The organism is Roseibium sp. MMSF_3412, assembly GCF_030733265.1.
Taxonomy (GTDB): domain Bacteria; phylum Pseudomonadota; class Alphaproteobacteria; order Rhizobiales; family Stappiaceae; genus Roseibium.
The window spans coordinates 465,830-481,486 of sequence record NZ_JASHJI010000002.1; the positions used below are offsets into that span (position 1 = coordinate 465,830).

Below are 15,657 nucleotides of genomic sequence, written 5' to 3' on the forward strand. Positions count from 1 at the left end.
GCGCTCACAGGCGCATCAGTTGAACCTTTTCCCCCTCGGTCAGGGCGTCGATCGTCGCCATGAAATTCTCATAGAGACCATGATCTATTTTGCCGGCAAAATGATCGTTGAGATCGCGTACGATCACGTGGCAGGTTTTCAGCTTTTCATGACCCAATGCGGTGAGTGCCAGTTCAGTGTAACGTTTGTCGTCATTGGGTGAGGTACGCTCGACAAGCCCGCGTTCCTCCATGGTTTTCAGAAGGCGTGAAATGGCCGGGCGGGCAATGCCAATATATTCCGCAAGCGTCGACGGCGTGTTGACGTTCTCCAGTCCGACACCGCACAGGACGCACCACATCAACCGGGTGATGCCGTGTTCGGACAGCCGTTTTTCAAGCCGCGCCTCCATGATCCTTGCCAAACGGGTTACCTTGAATCCGATCCGGTTGTGCAGCCGGTACCCTTCTGCCATTCCAATCCTCGCCGACAAAGCGGTTGACTCGCTATCCACCATATTTTCTTATGCAATTAACAATGATAATTAATCAGGTTAATTACTGAGATATCAGTTTCGGGAGGGAGAGACAATGAAAATGAATATTCAAGGTCTGCGGACGAAACTGTCTGCCGCGATGGCGTGCGCCGCTGTCGCGCTTGCCATGCATCCGGCGATGGCCGAGGAACTGAAAATCGCGCATTTCATGCCGTCCATGCATCCGATGGACCGGGGTGTCATGACACCGCTGGCAGAGGAAATGGCCCAGGCGACCAACGGCGAAATCACCATGCGGATCTACCCTTCCGGCGAACTCGGCAAGGGCCCGGTCCAGCAATACAAGCGGGTTGTCACGGGCGTTGCCGATATCGTCTTCGGCATTCCGGAATATACCCCTGCGCAATTCACCAAGACCGGGCTGGTGCACATTCCCGGACTGTTCGCCAACGGCACCGACGCGACCAACGCACTCTGGGACAATATCGGATTGATCGAGGACGAGTTCGCGAAGGCGAAACTTCTCGGACTCTGGGCGAACAATCCGTCTGTGCTGATCACGCGCGAAAAGCCTGTCCATACCGTGGCGGACATGGAAGGCATGAAGATCAGAACGCCAAATCCCGTCATGGCGGCGCTCGTTGAGGGCTGGGGCGGCATTCCGGTGTCGATGCCGGTTCCCGATGTCTACAACGCCATGAACACCGGCGTCATCGACGCGGTCATGATCGGTCCGTCCGGCATCCGGTCCTACAAGCTCAACGAAACCGGCAAATTTGTCACCACGAACATTCCTTCCGCCGTCGATAGCTTTTATCTCCTGATGAACAGGTCGAGCTGGGACAGTCTTTCCGCAGAGAACAAGGAGAAGCTCACCGAGTTGACGGGACGCGGGCTCAGCCTGCGCGGTGCCAAAGCCTTTTACGAAGCCGGCCAGGCCGGGCTGAAACTGGCATCCGACAGCGGTCTTGAACTGATCGAGATCACGCCGGAAGCCGAAGCTGAATTCAGGGAAAAGATGGCACCGTCACTGACCAAGGTAATCGATGAAAAGGGCAAGCAGTCCGGAAGCGACGCGCATGCGATCGTCAAGGCGTTCGGTGGCCGGTAACCCGTGACTTCCCCTCTTCCCGAGGACACCAGCGCGCGCTCGACTGACTGGCGCAAGCGGGTCGAAGTCCCGTTTGTAATTGCAGGCGCGGTGCTCGTGTTTGTGCTCATGGGTCTTTCCGTCGCCGATGCCTTCCTGCGTTCGGTGATCAACAGCCCGATCTTCGGAGCGAACGACTATGCCCAGATTATCCTGTCTTTCATCGTTGCGGTCAGTTTCCCACTGTGCGTGCTGTCCGGCCGGCTGATCGCAATCGACACACTGTTGCGGTACTTCCCCGGCAAGCTGCAGGTGTTTCTCGACTGGGCCTCTTCGCTGCTTGGGGTCGTCATGCTCGCCTATCTTGCCTGGCGGGCATTTTTCAATGCGCTTGAGGCGGCGTCCTTCGGTGAGACAACCTTGCTGCTGCAACTTCCCTATGCACCGTCCTATTACGCGGTTGCCCTGGGCTGTGGTCTTTCCGCCATGGTTCTCCTTCTGGAAAGACTGGCGAAATGAGCCCTGAAATCTGCGGCGCACTCGGGTTTTTGGCGCTGTTCGTGCTGCTCGCTCTCGGGACCCCGGTCGCAATCGCCCTGCTTGTCGTCGGGTTTTCCGGGACCGTCGTGCTGTCGGGCTTCACCCCGGCGGCCTTTACCCTGAGCGGACAGGTCTTCGCAACGGTCACGGTTTACGAACTGACCATCATTCCGCTCTTCATCCTGATGGGAAACCTCGCGTCCACGGCCGGATTGAGCCGCGACCTGTTCGAGGCCGCCCACAAGACGATCGGACATCTGAAAGGCGGGCTCGCGGCTGCAACGATCATGGGCTGTGCGGGATTTGCCGCCCTGTCGGGTTCGTCCATCGCCTCGGCGGTCACGATGGGCAAGGTGGCCTATCCGGAAATGCGCCGGTTCAACTACGGGGCGCGGCTCGCAACGGGATCGATCGCAGCCGGTGGCACGCTCGGCATTCTCATTCCGCCATCGACCGGGTTTGTGATCTACGCGATCCTGACGGAGCAGTCGATCGGCCGTCTTTTCATGGCGGGGGTCCTGCCTGGCCTCCTGCTGACCTCCATGTTCCTGGTGGCGATTGCGCTGGTCACGTTCCTGCGGCCGGAGGAAGGTCCCCGCGGGCCCGTTTTCAGCTTGCGCGAGAAACTTCACAGCCTGTTCCGTGCCACCGGGATCGGCATAATCATCCTGATCACGATCGGCGGTATCTACACCGGTTTCTTCACGCCGGTCGAAGCGGCCGGCGCCGGTGCCTTCTTCGCCTTCATCATGCTGATCCTGAGGCGCAAGTGCACCCTGCCTGCGCTCTATCACATCAGCGCCGAAACACTGAAGACGACGGGAATGGCTTTTTTCATTCTCATCGGCGCGAATGTTTTTGCCCCCTTCGTTGCCCTGTCCCACCTGCCGGCGACGATCGCAGACGGCATGACGGGCCTTGCACTCGGCAGCTACGGGACCTTGTTCCTGATCCTGCTCGGCTACGTCATTTTGGGCATGTTCATCGAAGGCCTCTCCCTGCTGGTCATCACCCTGCCCATCGTCTTTCCCCTGGTGACCGGTCTCGGCTTTGATCCCATCTGGCTGGGGGTCGTTATGGTGATTGTTCTGGAGATGGGGCTGATATCCCCGCCGGTCGGCGTCAATGTCTTCATTGTCAAAAGCGTGGTTCCGGACGTTCCGATCGAGACCATCTTTGCAGGGATCATGCCGTTCTGGGTGGCCATGATCGCGACACTTGCAGTCATCGTTGCCTTCCCGGACATCGCCCTGCTGATCCCGAACGCGATGTTCGATTGACGCCTTTCAGGGCCTGAGTGCTTTCAGCTCGCAACGTTGCATCTCGAGAAACGCCACCTGTGCCCCAGCGCACACCGGGTGTACGACCGTGATGCATTCAAATCGCGACACCCGAATGCAAATCTGCCGCAAAGCAGCACGCGGCACCGCGCTGTTGCACGCCCAGTTTGCGAGGTCGGTTTATGCGATTTTCAGTGCCGTCGGTGACAGCCCTAGTCGTTCTTGTGGCTTGCAGCCCGCAGGACGCCAGCGGCCCACCGGAAGAACCGCCTGTCAGGGGTCTGATCACGCAGCTGATCGAGGAGACGTCGCAAAGCACGGAACGCAAGTACCCTGGCGTCCTTGAACCCTCCGAAATCACTTCGCTGTCCTTCGAGGTCGGCGGCAAGCTCAGCACGGTCAACCTTGCCGTCGGGCAGCGTGTGGCGAAAAACGAGCAGCTTGCAGAACTCGACGATACCCAGTTCGTCGTTTCGATCGAGAATGCCCAGGCCTCCGTCAGCGAGGCCGAAGCGCTGCTGAAACAGGCCGAGGACGATCTTGGCCGGCAGGAAACCCTGTTTGAGCGCGGTGTCGTCTCCAAGGTCACTGTCGATGACGCACGAACCGACGTGCAGACCCGCCAGGCCCAGCTCGTCCAGGCACAAAAGTCCCTGAGATCCGCAGAAGAGGATCTGGCCGATACGATTATCGTCGCCCCGTTTGACGGCATCATCAACAGTGTCGACGCGGATTCCTTTGCAACCGTTGCGTCCGGGACCGTGATCACGTCGATCTATGATGCGACAAGCTACGAGGTTTCATTCTCGGTCAATTTCGACACGGTCGCGCAGCTCATCGTCGGAACGCCGGCGAAGGTCAGGCTGGCGGATGATCCGACCATTGTCCTTGACGCAGTGGTCAATGAACTGGGCGAGCGTGCCGACACCGTGTCATCGTTCCCGGTGATCGTTGAACTTCGCGACACCCACGACCTGATCCGGGCCGGCATGGCCGTCGAGGTCTCGTTTGAATTCGCCCTGCCCGCGGAACAGGGCTTCCTGATCCCGATGACCGCCGCAATCAACGAAGGCCAGATACCGGAAGATGCCGGGCCGGGCAGCATTGTTCCTGTGCCTGTCTATGTCTTCAATCCCGGCACCGAAACGGTCCAGAGGCGCGAGGTTGTCATGGCCGGTATCAGGGAGAACAAGCTGCTGATCATCGAAGGACTACAGCCCGGTGAGCGTATTGCGATTGCCGGCGTTTCCTTCCTGCGCGAAGGCATGAAAGTCAAGCTGCTTGAAGCGGAGGACTGAATGGATTTCCTGACCCGCTTCGGACTGGAAAAGTCGCGCATGACCTACCTGGTCATGACCCTCATCCTGATCATGGGCGCGACCTCCTATCTCAACCTGCCCAAACGCGCCGATCCCGCCATCACGATCCGCACGGCCGCGATCCAGGCGACCTTCGAGGGCATGGCACCGACCCGGATCGAAGACCTGATCGCAATTCCGATCGAACGCAAGATCCGCGAAATCGGAGAAGTCGAGGACATCGAGACAATCATCACCAACGGTCAGGTGCTCTTCTACACAACGCTCTATGACACGGTCTCCGGTGCCGATATCGAAAGCGCCTGGGAAGATCTGCGCAACAAGATGGACGACGTGATCGCAGACCTCCCGGACGGAACCAGCGGCCCGTTCGTCAACACCGATTACGGAGATGTTGCCATAGCCACCGTCGCACTGACGGGCGACGGCTTCGAACTGGCCTATCTGAAGGACGTTGCCGAGGATTTGAGAAAAGATCTCTACCGCGTCCCCGGCATCACCAAGGTCTCGTTTTACGGCGAACAGGACGAGCGCATCTGGCTCGATCTCGATACGCGCAAACTCGCCTCGATCGGCGTTCAGCTGAACCAGCTCCTGGAAGATCTCCAGGCACAGAATGTCATTCTGCCAGCTGGCGAAATCGATGCGGGCGGAACCAGCATAGTTCTTGAAGCCAATGGCGACCTGAGCTCAGTCGCCGAAATCCGGGGCGTTCTTACCAAGGTCAGCGGGCTTTCCGGCTATGTTCGCCTGGCAGACCTTGTCGACGTCAGGCGCGGCTATGCCGACCCCAAGGAAGCGCCGGTTTTCTTCAATGGCGAACCTGCGGTTCTCTTGAGCCTTGAAATGGCGGACGCCACCGACATCCAGATCCTTGGCAAGGAACTGGCGCAGCGCCTCGTGGACTTCGAGGCAACGCAGCCGATAGGGATATCCGTAAACGTTTCCACGTTCCAGGAGACCAACGTCACAGCGGCGGTCTCGAACGCACTGTCGAACGTTGCCCAGACCTTTGCAGTCGTCTTTCTGGCCATGCTCCTGTTCCTCGGACTGAGAGCCGCCGTGGTGATCGCCAGCATCGTGCCCTTCACGATCGGTTTCGCCCTGACCGGCATGGGACTGATCGGTGTCGACGTGGAGCAGGTTTCAATTGCCGCCGTCATCATTTCGCTCGGCCTTCTGGTCGATAACGGTCTCGTCGTGGTGGAAGACATTGAAGGTCGCATCAACGACGGCGAGAGCCCCGGTGAAGCGGCAATCGACGCGGGCGGACAATATGTCATTCCGCTTGCCGCGGCCTCCATCACCACGGTCTCGGCCTTCATTCCGATGCTGCTGATGGACGGCATCGAAGGTGAGTTCGCCTTTTCGCTCGGAGCCGTTGTTTCCTCGATGCTGCTCGGCTCCTGGCTGACGGCGCTCTACATTCTTCCCTTTCTGAGCGTGCGGCTGCTGAAACGGAAGAAGAAGGAGAAGACGGGAAAATCCGTACTTCTGCGTTTTTACGGCGGCCTGACGCAACGCCTTCTGCCGTTTGGCATCCCGATCATCGTCCTGACCTATGCCGCTGTCGGTTTCAGCGCCAGCCAATTCTCGCAGGTGAAATCGGAAATGTTCCCGCTGACGGAACGTGCCGATTTTCTGATCTACATGGACATGCCCAATGAGGTGGCCATATCGGAAACCGAACGCCAGGCACTTGCCGTGAACCGTTGGCTCATGGACGAGCGGATCAACCCCGGGGTGGTTTCCACGACGATTTTCGTGGGCGAAGGCGGGCCTCGGTTCTATCTCTCGCTGAACCCCGCGGATCCCGATCCGGCAAGCGCGTTCATTGTTGTCAACACATCGACATTTGAGGAAGCCAGAGAGATCTCGGAACGCGCGCGGCGCGTCTTCATCGAGCAATTCCCGGCCGCCCGGTTTCGGGTGACGCGGCTGTCCAACGGCGGTGGCGAGGCGGGCCTTGTCGATGTGGAGATCAGCGGCCCCGACGCCGACAGGCTTCTGGCCGCTGCTGCGGACGTGCAGGCGGCCTTCGCCGCCGCACCCGACTTGGTCAAGAACGAAACCGACTGGGGCAACAAGGTTCTGAAGGTCGTCGTCGACATCGCACAGGACAAGGCACGCGAATTCGGGGTGACGTCGGAGGAAATTTCCGGCGTGATGGCGTCCTACTTCTCCGGCACGGTCTATTCGACATTCCGCGAAGGCGACGAGCAGATCCCGATCGTCCTGAGGGCATCGAGGAACAACCGCGACAGTGTCGAGGATCTCGCAAACCTCTCGATAGCCGCGAACGGGGAACTGATATCGATCGACCAGGTCGCCGAGTTCCGACCGCAGCTTGAATACTCCGAAATCCGCCGCGAAAACCAGGTCCGGCAGATCATTGTCTCGGCCAAGAGCGACAGCCTGGCGGCGGACCAGTTGCTGGAGCGGATCCAGCCAGCCCTCGACAACCTGGATCTGGACGCCGCCTATTCGATCAGGATCGGTGGTGAGCTTGAAGATACGGCCGACGTGAATGGCCAGTTGGGTGGAAACCTGCCCTATGCGCTGGGTGTGATGATCCTGGCGCTTGTGTTCCAGTTCAATTCGATCCGCCGCACCCTGATCACCTTCATGACCATCCCGATCATCCTGATCGGCGCGCCGTTCGCCCTGATGCTGACGGACCGGCCGATGTCCTTTTTCGCCATGCTTGGTCTGATGTCACTGATGGGGATCATCATCAACAACGCGATCGTTCTCATCAACCAGATCGACATCAACCTTGAAACGATGGCGGTACGGGACGCTATCGTGAGGGCGTCCGAACAGCGGGCGAAGCCAGTTATCCTGACGTCGCTGACAACGGTCGGCGGTCTCATTCCGATGGCGATCAGCGGTGGCGCGTTGTTCGAGCCGATGGCGACAATCATGATCGGTGGGCTTGTTGTTGCCTCACCGCTGACGCTGATCTTCGTTCCAAGCGTCTGTTACCTCTTCATGCGAAACGAAAAACCGGCGACCGGAAAAACTGTTCCGGCCTGAACCGGCCTAGTAGTCCACGGTATCGACGGGATGTTCCTTCAGGTACTCCAGAAAGGTCTGGACCTTTGCGCTTCTGTGGCGGTCGACATGGGTCACGAGCCAGAGCTTCAGGCACCAGTCCGGATCCGAGCGTATGAGCTGTTTCAGACGGGGCTGACGCGCTGCTCGCTCGCGCGGCAGGAACCCCAGTCCGACACCTGCCTCAATGGCATGAAACACGCCGATCGGATCGTTGCCCACGAAGGCAACATTTTCTTCCGGCACCTGATCGCGAAGCCAGGAATAAAACTCCGGAAGGTAGTCCTGATTGTCCGCAAGCGCCCATCTGTTCGCGGCAAAAAGATCTTCTTTCACCACCTCGCCGTGGTTCTCAATGTAAGTCTGGCTGCAATAAAGCCCGAACTGGATTGTCTTGAAGGGCTGAACCACATTATCCGGTTCATCGGGCTCCTTGCCCAGTCGGATGGCAACATGGGCTTCACCATAATCCAGCCGCAGAACACGGCGCTCGGCAATGAACCTGACCGTGATCTGTGGATGGCTCTTTTGAAACTCCCGGATCGTCGGCAACAGAAACAAAAGAAGCGGGCCGTCTGCCGTCAGGATGATGTCGCCGGTCAGCCCAGCCTCGCCGGACTTGGCCCTCGTTGCAAACTTTCTGAACCGCTCGTCCGCCTGGGCCGCGACGTCCAGCAGTTCCACCCCGACTTCCGTCGCCACGTATCCCTTTGCGCTGCGGATAAAAAGCTTTTCACCCAGAAGTGCTTCAAGGGCATCAATATGGCGGATGACCGTTGCCCGGTGAATGTTCAGGACATCCGCGGTCCTGCTTACGGTTCCGCATCTAAGAAGCTCGTAGGCCGTGCGGATTTCATTCCAGTTTTCCATGGCATCCTTCGTTTTTGAGCACGGTATCTAATCGAGCGTAAAATTCTGTCACGGTCGCAAATTTGCGCATGCCATGCGCATTTGGGAACATTTACGCATGAGGCGCACCTTGTAAAATCCGACAAGCCCCAAGACAGCAACAGGCAGGCCGTCGACTTGACCAATCCCAAACACCCGTCCGGCTCATGACGCCTGATCCAGCCGTTGGCACCGAACGTGACCAGCTGTACGCATGGTTCGCAAAGATTGCGACCCGTCTTCCGGGGCTTTGTGTGGCATTCTTGCTGGCAGCCTGCGCCGGTACGCCCGCGCAGTTTGAACTCATCGACGACATGCAGGCCGAAGGAACCACCGTTCCGATCTTCGCCGTGACGCCCCGCAAACCGGTTGACGACCCGAAGGTCCGATTTGGCGGTGGCCGCAATTCGGAACTATCCTATGCCGAAATCGATGTCTGGGTGCCGGAAGACAGGAAGCCGGGCACGATAAAGGCCCCGTCGCGCGATCCGGATCCCGCGACCGAGTTCGGAATCACCGGCATACGCGAGACCGGGTCTGCGGCAGCGCAACTGGCGCTGATCAACGCGCAATTGCGCCGCCTGAAACCCGCAGACCGGATCGTCATGATTTTCATTCACGGTTACAACGTGTCTTATGTCTCGGGGATCTATCGGCAGGCCCAGCTCATCCACGATTTCAACCAGCCTGTGGTCGGCATTCACTACTCGTGGCCGTCGGCCGGCAAGACCAGCGCCTACCTTTACGATCGCGACAGTGTTCAGTTTGCCCGCGACGGCCTTCAGAAAACCATCGAACTGGCGGCAAGAAGCGAGGCAAAGTCGGTGGCCGTTGTTGCACACTCCATGGGAACCCTGCTGACAATGGAGGCCGTGCGCCAGCTTTCGCTTGCCAACAGGAAATCCGTTCTTGCAAAGATCAGCCCGCTTGTCCTGGCATCGCCCGATATCGATGAAGACGTGTTCGCCTCACAAGTCGCGGTGATTGATCCGAAGCCCGAGCCGTTTCTGGTTCTTGCATCGCGCAAGGACAAGGCGCTGAAGCTGTCGCGCGACCTGCGCGGCGGTACAGCGCGCGTCGGCCAGGGCGACGATATTGCATCTCTTCAGCAGCTCGGCATCACGGTTCTCGATCTTTCCGAAATCGATGACGGTCAGGATGGTGCCTCACACGCGACTTTCGCCAATTCACCGACGCTGATCGGGATGATTCAATCCGGTGCGATTTCACCGGTGTCGCTCCCCGAGACCAGGGAGGCGTTCGCTCAGAGGGTCGGAGACAGTGTCGCCGACATGCTGTTCCTGGGAAACTGATCGGGCGCCTTTACCTGGCGGTAAAATAGCCAGCACTCGAAGCAAGGGCGACCACCTTGTCGCTTGTCAGAAAGCTGAGAGGCACCGCAGCCCGGAAACGGTTGTCGAGAACAAGCACATGATCCTTGTGAGCAACGAGCAGTGTCATGTGACCCTGGCCCTTTGCCGTCTCCAGAACAAGAAGCGGGACCTCCGCGTCGCTATAGCCGGCGGCCATCAGCATTGCCCGCTTCAAAAGCGCATGGTCTTCGCAGTCCCCTGCCCCGCTGAGCAGTGTCGCAAGGGGATTGGCCCAATGGTCATCGATGGCTTTGTCGCCGACATAGTCGATCCGGCGGGAAAGAAGTTTCTGGACCAGTGCCGGACGGTTTTTTCGAGGCGCTGACCTGAGGACCGCGACCGCCTTCGACCACGGCTCGACGCGCCGGTCCCGGCAGGCTCCGGTTGCGCAGGAAGCCAGCCACTCCGTCTCGGCCTCCACCCGAGGTCTGGACATCCCCCAGCGCCGGGCGAGAGCCGTGTCGGTGCGGCGCTTGAATTCGAACGCTGAATGGCCTGAGGCAAAACTGACCTGCAGCGATTCCGCGCCTGTGTCTTCGCCGCTGTCCGAGATGATCCGCGTAACATTCGCCAGACGCTTCAACTGGGAGGCCTGTGCATCCGATACCACTCCGGCGCTGGACACCAGACAAAAGAAAAACAAGACTGCGCGCCCCTTACCGAGCCCGGACCCGTATCGCATCGACGTCTGCCCCGTTCAGGCACGCCGATGCCCCGTTATCGTTCCCGTAGAGCTTCCGAACGCGCCTTGATGATCGGCTTCAACAAGTAGTCGAGAACGGTTTTATTCCCGGTTAAGATCGATGCGCTCACCACCATTCCCGGGATAATTGGTAAACGATTGCTTTCCGAGCCGAGCCAGTTGCGTTCTGTCCTGAGGATCACCCGGTAGAATGTGGTTCCATCTTCATTGGTGATCGTATCTGCGCCGATGCGTTCAACAACGGCGGGCAGGTCGCCATAGACAGTGAAGTCATAGGCGGTGACACGGACCCGCGCCGCCTGCCCGGGAAACAGGAAGGCAACGTCTTGCGGCCGGATCTGCGCCTCGATCAGGAGACTGTCGTCCAGCGGCACGATTTCAGAAAGGTTCTCGCCCGGCGAGACCACGGCACCGATGGTCGCGACGGAGAACTTGTTGATGATCCCGCGCACCGGTGCACGGAGCACGGTGCGGCGGACCTTGTCCTGTGCCGACTTGATGGTCTCGTCGAGAATTGTCAGCTCGTTGAGCGTCTGGGTCAGGTCTTCGTGGGCCCGCGCCCTGAACCCGAGCACCGCGCTTTCAAGTCGCGCAGACGCTTCGGTGATCGCCGCCTCCGACCTTGGAATGGACGCGTTGAGAAGTTCAACTTCCAGGGTGCCTCCCTGAGCTTCTCGTTCCAGGCGAAGCAGGTCCATTTTCGGATAGGCACCGGCGGCCGACAGGTTCCGTGCACTCAGGAGTTCCTCGTTCAGAAGTTCGGCGGAGAGCTTGAGACTCCTGAGGCGCGTTTCCAGTTCGACCTTTTCAAGACGGCGCTGGGAAAGCTGCTGCTCGATGACTGAAAGTTCCTGTTTCAGTGCCGTCGCGCGTGCCTCGAAGAGGGCCATTTCGCGCGCGGCTGCCAGCCGGTCGAATGCACCGCCTGTCAGATCGAGCCGTGTGCCCTGCGCTTCGGCCTCCAGCCTGCGGGCGCGGATGAAGAGCGCGTTGCGCTGCTTCTGCAACTCGCCGAGATTGGCCGCAAAATCCGTATCGTCGATCCGCACCAGCGGTTCGCCCGCTTCGACGACATCGCCTTCCTGGACGAAGATCTCCGCAACCAGCCCGCCTTCCAGCGATTCCACCACCTGCAGCTGGCTTGAGGGTATGACGCGGCCGTCGCCGATTGTGACTTCTTCTATTTCGGCAAGATAAGCCCAGGCGAAGAACGCACCAAGCAGCAGCAGCACCGCGAACAGAAGCCCCCAGATACCGGCATTGTTCCGGCGCGCCAGAGCCTCGCGCACGTCGTTGGCGAAGGTCTCGTCAACCCGGGACATGGCCGCCTCCCGAACCTTTCGCCGGCGCCTTGTACCCGGCTTTTGCACCGGCCTTCAGCCGCGCGACAACAACATCCTTCTCGCCGTCCATCAGGAGCTTGCCCTTGTCCAGCAGGACAATGCGGTCAACGAGGTCCAGCGGCCCGTCGCGATGGGTCGCTATGAAGAGTGTGATACCGTCATCTGCGATCTGCCGCAGACGGTCGCAAAGCTGTCTCTCGGACATGATGTCGAGATAGGCTGTCGGTTCATCCAGGCAGATGATCCGCGGTGAGCGGATCAGACAGCGCGCCAGCGCAACTGCCTGTCTTTGCCCGCCCGAAAGGCTGCGCCCCCGCTCCTCGATATGCATATCGAGACCCTCCGGGTGGCGCGCTGCGAAGAAGTTGACCCCGGCAAGCTCCACGGCACGCTCAAGCGCGGCTGCCGATGCATAAGGGGCCCCGATCAGGATGTTCTCCTTCAGCGTGCCGGTGAACAGATCCGCGTCCTGCAGGCAAAGCCCTACCATTGACCTGAGGTCGGCGGCGGAGAACTGCCGCGTGTCGATGCCGCCAAGGAGATAGGTTCCCGCATCGGGCTCGTAGAGTCCCGCAAGGATCCGCACGAGCGAACTCTTGCCGGACCCGACCCGTCCGATGATACCGATCTTCTCACCCGGCTCAGCGGAAAAGCTGATGTTTTCAAGGGCTGGAACCGTGTTCCCGGGATAGTGCAGCGACACGCTTTGAAAGGCTATGCCGTTCTCTTCGAAGCCCGAGATGTCACGTGCCGTGTAGCCGCACTCGGTTTCCGACTTCATCAACCCGTCGAGGCTTCTCAAGGCGCTTCTCGCATGCAGCAGGCGCGAGAGCGTTTGCGAAATGTTGTTCAGGGGCGCAAGCACGCGGCCTGCGAGAATGTTGGCGGCAATCAGCGCGCCGACAGTGATCAGACCGTCCAGGACCAGGAAAACGCCCCACACGACTATGGTGATCGAAACAAGCTGAAACACAACACCGGTGAACGAGGAGGCAACATTGGCCCAGTACCGCGCCGCGGTGGTCGACCGGCTGGCCGCGGCGACGGCCCGGTCCCAGGCCCGCCGGAACCAGCTCTCGCTGCCGCTGACCTTGATCGTTTCGAGCGAAGAGACTGTTTCCACGAGGATGGATTGCCGGCGTGCCGCGTCCTGCTGGCTCTCCGCAAGTGCCTTTGAAAGCGGCATCTGAACCAGCCCCGTGACCGCTATGACGATCGGCACCGCCAGCGCGGGCACGAAGGCCAGCGGTCCGACGAGAAGCCACATGACCCAGATGAATATGCCGATGAACAGGAAATCCGTCGCAGCAATCACTGTTGACGATGTCAGTGCATCGCGCACGGAATCGAGGTCGCGGACCTGGTTGGCAACGCCGCCGGTTGATGCCGGCCGCGCGATCATCTTCAGCCGGAGAAAATGATCGAACATGCGGCCCGCGACAGCCATGTCGACACGCCGTCCGGTCTGATCGACGATCTTCATGCGCAACATCTTGAAGATGAAATCGAACAGGAACGCGATGAGCACACCCAGCGTCAGCACCCAGAGCGTCGGGATGGCAAGGTTAGGGATCACCCGGTCGTAGACATTCATGATGAAAAGCGGACTGGCAAGCCCGAGAAGATTGCCGATCAGGGCGGCAATCACCACTTGCGTGTAACTCGGCCAGAACCGGCGGACGGCGGACCAGAACCAGTCCTTCGGCGTTTCGGTCCGATCGGTCTGTCCGGCGTGGTCCGCCCGGACGCTTACAAATACGACGACAGGATGCTTCGACCCGGAAAGGCCGGCAAGCGGCATCGTCCTTTCCTCTTCCGGAAACGCCGCCGACCAAGCCCGGGCGGTTCCCTCGCGATGGTTGATCTTTTCAACGACGAGCGCGGGCGATTGTGCTCGCAGGACGATAACCGGAAGCGTGACGGCGGGGATGGAACTTGCCTCCATCTGATCAACCCGCACATGGAGGCCGAGCCGCTGTGCCGCTGTCTCAATATGATCGACCTTAAGACCGGCCGGAGAGGCCGGAAGTCCGCGCAGAAGTTCAGCCGGGTTGGCCACGATGCCGTGGAAACGGGCAATCCGGATCAGCGCGTCCAGAAGTCCGTTCGGTGCCGCATCCTCCGCATGCTCATCGTCCGCTGCGTCGGGCACCTCAAAGTGGATCGTTTTGTCACGTCCATCCACCGCAGCCGCCTCACCACTTGCGCAACGGTTCGATCAGTCCTCTGGAACCGACGAACCAGGGGACCTCACCCGAGCCTGCCGCGCTCTCGACCGGTGCGGTCACACCGGCCACGGCGAGCAGACTGCCTGTGGAAGCCAGAAGACGGTAACGGGAAAAGACGGAGATCGTTTCCGAACTGATCAGCTGGACGCGTGCGGTGAAGGCGGAATTCTGTGCGATAAGCAGATCGAGCAGATCCCGAAGCCCGGCTTCATATTCCTTCTCATAGCTCTCGATCACCGCTTCGGCGGCAACCGTCTGGTCGCGCAATGCCTTCAATCGGATATCATTGGTGACAATATCGCTCCAGGATCTGCGCACAGTCTCGTCAACTGTGCGTCTCAACTGGTCGAGCTGCATTTTGCTCTCGGTGACCTTTTCATTCAGCTGGCGCCGCCGGTTGGTGTCGATTGTGCCGTTGAACAGGTTCCACGACATGGTCATGCGCACCGCAAATTCATTGTTGCGTCCGGGTGTGCCGTCCAGGTCCTCACCGACCGACGCCAGCCCTTCAACGCCCAGGCTCGGCAGGAAAGGTGCTTGCGACTTGTCATAGTCGGCTGTCGCGGCATTGACATCCGCCGAACCGGCTTTCAGTGATGGATGATTGGTGCGCGCCATTGCGATCGCGCTGGCCTGTGACTTGGGCAGGGATCTTGGGTGGCGCGGTGCTTTCAGCGTTGGCGGCGCAATACCGATCACACTTTGAAACCGCGCGTTTGCCGCACCCAGTTCCCGCAACACATCCGCGCGGACAGCGTGAACGGCGGCAACCCGTTCCTCTGCCTGTCTGAGTTCACTCTCGGTCGCCGAACCACCCTGGACCTTGGTGCGCACGATGCCGAGCAAACGCACATGTTCGCGGATATTGTCATCTGCAGCGCGCAAGATACGGTGGTGACGGAACACGTCCAGAAAGGCTTCTGTGGCGTCAAGCCCGATCAGCTCCGCACGCTCCATCACCCGGGCGGCCGATCCGTCAATGCGCGCGGATTGCCGATAGATCTCGTTCGCCCGCGCAAAGCCGTCGAAAAAGACCTGTCTGGCAACCAGTGTCGCTTCGCGCGCGTTACGCCACTCACGGTTGTCGGTCACCTCAAGAGAATTCGGGCGGTCGATATATTGAGCCCCGAAAGAAGCTTCCAGATCTACCGTCGGCAAATAGGCCCCAAGCGCCTGGTCATATTCGCTATCGACAGAGCGCCGGTTCGCGGCAGCGGCCAGAACCTGAGGGTTTGTCGTCACGGCTCTCGCAATGGCTTCATCGAGCGTCAGTGCATTCGCCCCCGGCGCAAACAGACTTGTCAGAAACAGCGACAGGAACACAATGCGGACGTCTGCGGGCCTGGCATTACCCCGAAACATGA

Annotated in this window: 12 protein-coding genes; 6 read left to right on the forward strand and 6 right to left on the reverse strand. The window is 59.7% G+C overall.

Going from position 1 to position 15,657, the window contains the following annotated elements; genetic code table 11:
- Positions 1-4 precede the first annotated feature (4 nt).
- Entirely contained in the window at positions 5-454 is a 450-nt protein-coding gene (locus RBB49_RS05825) for a MarR family winged helix-turn-helix transcriptional regulator (RefSeq protein ID WP_306141757.1), read from the reverse strand.
- A gap of 115 nt (positions 455-569) precedes the next feature.
- Here RBB49_RS05825 and RBB49_RS05830 point away from each other — a divergent pair, with 115 nt between their 5' ends.
- From RBB49_RS05830 to RBB49_RS05850, 5 genes are all read left to right on the forward strand, one after another.
- Positions 570-1,586, forward strand: a complete 1,017-nt coding sequence (locus tag RBB49_RS05830; protein ID WP_306141758.1) for a TRAP transporter substrate-binding protein — start codon at positions 570-572, stop codon at positions 1,584-1,586.
- Between the two features lie 3 nt (positions 1,587-1,589).
- On the forward strand, positions 1,590-2,084 hold the full coding sequence (locus tag RBB49_RS05835; RefSeq protein WP_306141759.1) for a TRAP transporter small permease: 495 nt from the start codon (positions 1,590-1,592) through the stop codon (positions 2,082-2,084).
- Positions 2,081-3,385 (forward strand): TRAP transporter large permease, encoded by a 1,305-nt coding sequence (locus tag RBB49_RS05840; RefSeq protein ID WP_306141760.1) that lies wholly within the window; start codon positions 2,081-2,083, stop codon positions 3,383-3,385. Before RBB49_RS05835 ends, RBB49_RS05840 begins: the two co-directional genes overlap by 4 nt.
- 182 nt (positions 3,386-3,567) lie before the next feature.
- Positions 3,568-4,683, forward strand: a complete 1,116-nt coding sequence (locus tag RBB49_RS05845; RefSeq protein ID WP_306141761.1) for an efflux RND transporter periplasmic adaptor subunit — start codon at positions 3,568-3,570, stop codon at positions 4,681-4,683.
- Positions 4,684-7,740 carry an efflux RND transporter permease subunit gene (locus tag RBB49_RS05850; RefSeq protein ID WP_306141762.1) on the forward strand — a complete coding sequence of 1,019 codons (3,057 nt, stop codon included), beginning with the start codon at positions 4,684-4,686 and terminating at the stop codon, positions 7,738-7,740. It begins immediately after the preceding gene.
- A gap of 6 nt (positions 7,741-7,746) precedes the next feature.
- Here the strand turns inward: RBB49_RS05850 and RBB49_RS05855 are convergent, their stop codons facing one another.
- Entirely contained in the window at positions 7,747-8,628 is an 882-nt protein-coding gene (locus tag RBB49_RS05855) for a LysR family transcriptional regulator (RefSeq protein WP_306141763.1), read from the reverse strand.
- A 272-nt stretch (positions 8,629-8,900) separates the two neighbouring features.
- On the opposite strand from RBB49_RS05855, the gene RBB49_RS05860 reads away from it, so the two are divergent.
- Positions 8,901-9,959: an alpha/beta hydrolase gene (locus RBB49_RS05860; protein ID WP_306141764.1), complete on the forward strand. Its 1,059-nt coding sequence runs from the start codon at positions 8,901-8,903 to the stop codon at positions 9,957-9,959.
- Positions 9,960-9,969: 10 nt separating this feature from the next.
- Here the strand turns inward: RBB49_RS05860 and RBB49_RS05865 are convergent, their stop codons facing one another.
- The 4 genes from RBB49_RS05865 to RBB49_RS05880 are packed head-to-tail and all read right to left on the reverse strand — an operon-like array spanning position 9,970 to position 15,655.
- Positions 9,970-10,701 carry a transglutaminase-like cysteine peptidase gene (locus RBB49_RS05865; protein WP_306141765.1) on the reverse strand — a complete coding sequence of 244 codons (732 nt, stop codon included), beginning with the start codon at positions 10,699-10,701 and terminating at the stop codon, positions 9,970-9,972.
- 35 nt (positions 10,702-10,736) lie between these two features.
- Entirely contained in the window at positions 10,737-12,044 is a 1,308-nt protein-coding gene (locus RBB49_RS05870) for an HlyD family type I secretion periplasmic adaptor subunit (protein ID WP_306141766.1), read from the reverse strand.
- On the reverse strand, positions 12,031-14,250 hold the full coding sequence (locus RBB49_RS05875; protein ID WP_306141767.1) for a type I secretion system permease/ATPase: 2,220 nt from the start codon (positions 14,248-14,250) through the stop codon (positions 12,031-12,033). Before RBB49_RS05875 ends, RBB49_RS05870 begins: the two co-directional genes overlap by 14 nt.
- 10 nt (positions 14,251-14,260) lie before the next feature.
- Entirely contained in the window at positions 14,261-15,655 is a 1,395-nt protein-coding gene (locus RBB49_RS05880) for a TolC family outer membrane protein (protein ID WP_306141768.1), read from the reverse strand.
- Between the last annotated feature and the right edge of the window lie 2 nt (positions 15,656-15,657).

Bases quoted from the DNA above. Each gene is read 5' to 3' on its own strand.
- RBB49_RS05855 (WP_306141763.1), bottom strand. From the start codon at position 8,628: ATGGAAAACTGGAATGAAATCCGCACGGCCTACGAGCTTCTTAGATGC.
- RBB49_RS05880 (WP_306141768.1), bottom strand. From the start codon at position 15,655: ATGTTTCGGGGTAATGCCAGGCCCGCAGACGTCCGCATTGTGTTCCTG.
- RBB49_RS05840 (WP_306141760.1), top strand. From the start codon at position 2,081: ATGAGCCCTGAAATCTGCGGCGCACTCGGGTTTTTGGCGCTGTTCGTG.
- RBB49_RS05870 (WP_306141766.1), bottom strand. From the start codon at position 12,044: ATGTCCCGGGTTGACGAGACCTTCGCCAACGACGTGCGCGAGGCTCTG.
- RBB49_RS05825 (WP_306141757.1), bottom strand. From the start codon at position 454: ATGGCAGAAGGGTACCGGCTGCACAACCGGATCGGATTCAAGGTAACC.
- RBB49_RS05845 (WP_306141761.1), top strand. From the start codon at position 3,568: ATGCGATTTTCAGTGCCGTCGGTGACAGCCCTAGTCGTTCTTGTGGCT.
- RBB49_RS05850 (WP_306141762.1), top strand. From the start codon at position 4,684: ATGGATTTCCTGACCCGCTTCGGACTGGAAAAGTCGCGCATGACCTAC.
- RBB49_RS05865 (WP_306141765.1), bottom strand. From the start codon at position 10,701: ATGCGATACGGGTCCGGGCTCGGTAAGGGGCGCGCAGTCTTGTTTTTC.
- RBB49_RS05830 (WP_306141758.1), top strand. From the start codon at position 570: ATGAAAATGAATATTCAAGGTCTGCGGACGAAACTGTCTGCCGCGATG.